The 3,420-nt window shown below is 69.6% G+C and carries 4 protein-coding genes; all 4 read left to right on the top strand.

The annotated features are described in order from the left end of the window. Positions 1-703 (top strand): amidohydrolase family protein (locus SGR02S_RS19060; protein WP_156483139.1); only part of this gene is annotated, 703 nt, incomplete at its 5' end. Further along, a complete protein-coding gene (locus tag SGR02S_RS19055) occupies positions 700-1,980 on the top strand; it encodes an amidohydrolase family protein (RefSeq protein WP_067113782.1) in 1,281 nt (426 codons plus the stop codon). The genes SGR02S_RS19060 and SGR02S_RS19055, both read left to right, overlap by 4 nt. Next, a complete protein-coding gene (locus SGR02S_RS19050; RefSeq protein ID WP_067113779.1) occupies positions 1,977-2,699 on the top strand; it encodes a hypothetical protein in 723 nt (240 codons plus the stop codon). Before SGR02S_RS19055 ends, SGR02S_RS19050 begins: the two co-directional genes overlap by 4 nt. 11 nt (positions 2,700-2,710) lie before the next feature. Continuing rightward, a partial coding sequence (locus SGR02S_RS19045) for an amidohydrolase family protein (protein ID WP_501193788.1) occupies positions 2,711-3,420 on the top strand: 710 nt, incomplete at its 3' end.

Raw genomic sequence — 3,420 nt, 5'->3', positions numbered from 1 at the left:
CGACGCTGCGGATTATGCGCGCAAATGGGATCGGTGGGAAAGCGGCGGCCGCACCGGCGAACCGCCGAAGCGCGATTTGCAGCTCGAAACGCTCGCCGGGGTGCTGAAGGGCGAGATTCTGGTCCAGAACCACTGCTACCGCGCCGACGAGATGGCGGTGATGATCGACGTCGCGCACGAGTTCGGCTTTCGCATCCGCGCCTTCCATCACGCGAACGAGGCCTACAAGATCGCGCCCCTGCTGGTGAAGGAGGACATCTGCGTCGCCACCTGGGCCAACAGTTGGGGCGCGAAGATGGAATCGCTCGACGGGATAGAGGAAAATGCGCCGATGATCGACGCCGCGGGCGGCTGCGCGATCATCCACTCGGACGACGGCCTGCTGATCCAGCGGCTCAATCAGGAGGCGGGAATCGCGATGACCGCGGCCAACCATGCCGGCCTGTCGATCACCCGCGGCGAGGCGATCCGGTGGATCACCTCCAATCCGGCCAGGGCGCTCGGCATCGCCGACCGGGTCGGCTCGCTCGAACCCGGCAAGATGGCCGACGTCGTGCTGTGGAGCGCCAATCCGTTCAGCGTCTACGCGCTCGCCGACCGGGTCTGGATCGACGGCGTGCCGATGTGGGATCGCGGCGATCCGCGTTATCGCTTGCCGTCGGACTTCCTGCTCGGCCAGCCCGGTCAGGATTTCGCGCGATGACCCGTCTCGGCCTTTTCCTGCTGGCGCTGGCCTGCACCGGCCCGGCCGCGGCGGAAACCGTCGCGATCACCGGCGGCCGTGTCGTCACCATGGGCCCCGCGGGCGACATCGCCGACGGGACGGTGGTCATCGCCGACGGCCGTATCGTCGCGGTCGGCGCGGGCGTCGCGGTGCCGCCCGATGCGACGGTCATCGACGCGCGCGGCAAGGTCGTGACGCCGGGGCTGGTCGCGGCGGGGACGGCGCTCGGCCTCGTCGAGGTGCGGATGGTCGCCGCCACCGACGATCGTGCCACCCACAAGCGCGACCTCAGCGCCGCGTTCGACGCCGGCTATGGGCTCAATCCCGATTCGCTGCTCGTGCCCGTCGCGCGGCTGGGCGGCATCACCCGCGCGATCGCCACGCCTGCCTATGACGACAAGGGGGACCGCGAACTGCCGTTCGCCGGGCAGGCGGCGGCGGTCGTGCTCGACGGCCGCCCGATGCTGATGCGGCGCGGGGTCGCGATGGTGCTCGAAATGGGCGAAGGCGGCGCCGAGCGAACGGGCGGCGCACGCGGCGGAGAGTTGGCCCTGCTGCACGCGCTCTTTGCGGAGGTGCGCGATTTCAAGGCGCGCCGCGCCGCCTATGACCGCGGCGAAACGCGCGCCTACATGCTGTCGCGCGCCGATATGGAGGCGTTGATCCCCGTCGTCGACGGCCGGATGCCGCTGCTCGTCACCGTCAACCGCGCCTCCGACATCCGCGACGCGCTTGCGATGGCCCGCGCCGAAGGCGTGAAGCTGATCTTCGAGGGCGTCGCCGAGGGTTGGCGCGTGGCGGGCGAGATCGCCGCGGCGGGCGTCCCGGTCCTCGTCACTCCGGTCCAGAACAGCCCGGCGTCGTTCGAAGCGCTCGGCGCGACGCTCGCCAACGCCCGCCGTCTCGCCGAAGCCGGCGTGCTGGTCGCGATCGAGGGCAACGGCAATCATCGGGAGCGCGAACTGCGCTACAATGCCGGCAACGCGGTCGCCAGCGGCCTCGACTGGCGCGCCGGACTGGCCGCGATCACGATCAATCCGGCGCGCATCTTCGGGCTCGCCGATCGTGTCGGCTCGCTCGAATCGGGCAAGGACGGCGACGTCGTCGTCTGGGACGGCGATCCGCTCGACACGCTGACGCGGCCCGTCGCCGTGCTGATCCGCGGCGCCCGCCAGCCCATGACGTCGCGCGCTACCGAATTGCGCGACCGCTATCTTCCGACCGTCCGGTCTTCCGCCGAAGGAGAAATCCCATGAACGTGAACAAGCTGCTCTTGCTGTATTCGGGTATATTGACCGCGGCCTTCGCGTTCGCGGTGGTGAGCGAGGCGGGGGCCGACACGCGGCCGGGCAAGGCGGCGTTCGAAGAGATCGACGTCAAGCGGATCAACGTGCGCGAGGACGACGGGACGATCCGCATGATCGTGTCGAACAGCAGCCACGCGCCGGGCATCATCATGCACGGCAAGGAACGTCCGCATCCCGCCGGCAATCGCGGCGCCGGGATCATCTTCTACAATGAGGAAGGGTCCGAAAACGGCGGCCTGACCTTTGCGGGCAAGACCGGTCCCGACGGCAAGGTGTCGGGCGGCGGGCATCTCAGCTTCGACCAATATGAGCAGGATCAGGTGATCCAGCTGACCCAGAGCGAATATGACGGGCGGCGCTGGGCGGGGATGATCATCAACGACCGGCCCGATCAGCCGCTCGACTTCGATCTCGCCGAACGCATCTCGAAGATGCCCGACGGTCCGGAACGCACCGCGCTGCTGGAGAAGGTGCAGGCAGAGGGCAGTTTCGGGCGCCAGCGCCTCTATGTCGGCAAGACGCGCGATCGCGATTCGGCGGTGATGCTCAGCGACGCGATGGGGCGGCCGCGCATCCGGATGCAGGTGACGTCCGACGGCAAGGCGTCGATCGACTTCCTCGACGAAAAGGGCGCCCTCATCCGGTCCGTCGCCCCCAACACGCCGTGATGGGGCACGCGATGGCAGCGCGTCCGCTCCTCGTCGCGGCGGCGGCCCTCGCGCTCGCCGGCTGCGCCGCGTCGGGTGGGGCGGGGCCGCAGGCGGCATCCGCCGGGCCGGTGTCGCCCGCCGTCGATTCGGCCCCTTTCCCGAGCACCTATCGTCCGCCGGCGACCCGGCCGGTCGCGCTGGTCGGCGCCACCGTGCTCACCGCGACGGGGGAGGAGATCGCCAACGGCACGGTGCTGATGGAGGATGGAAAGATTGCCGCGGTCGGCGCCGGGCTGCCGGTTCCGGCGGGCTATCGGGCGATCGACGCGCGCGGCAAGTGGGTGACGCCGGGGGTGATCGACGCCCATTCGCATCTCGGCGCCTGGTCGCAGCCCGACAGCGTCGGCGCGCTCAACGACGTCAACGAGATGACCGACCCCAATACGGCGCAGATGTGGGTCGAACATTCGATCTGGCCGCAGGACCCCGGTTTCGACACGGCGCGCGAGGCGGGCGTGACGACGCTGATGGTGCTTCCGGGGTCCGCGAACCTGTTCGGCGGCCGCACGGTCACGCTCAAGAACGTGCCCTCGGCCACCGTCCAGGGCATGAAATTTCCCGATGCCCCCTATGGCATCAAGATCGCCTGCGGCGAGAATCCCAAGCGCGTCTATGGCGCGCGCGGCCGGTCGCCGGCGACGCGGATGGGTAATGTCGCGGGCTATCGCAAGGCGTGGAT

The sequence above is a fragment of the Sphingopyxis granuli NBRC 100800 genome (assembly GCF_001591045.1).
Classification (GTDB): Bacteria; Pseudomonadota; Alphaproteobacteria; order Sphingomonadales; family Sphingomonadaceae; genus Sphingopyxis; species Sphingopyxis granuli.
This window is presented reverse-complemented; position numbering and strand designations above follow the sequence as displayed.

What these genes read in the sequence shown, in the direction of transcription:
- SGR02S_RS19050 (WP_067113779.1), top strand. Translation starts at nt 1,977, where the DNA reads ATGAACGTGAACAAGCTGCTCTTGCTGTATTCGGGTATATTGACCGCG.
- SGR02S_RS19055 (WP_067113782.1), top strand. Translation starts at nt 700, where the DNA reads ATGACCCGTCTCGGCCTTTTCCTGCTGGCGCTGGCCTGCACCGGCCCG.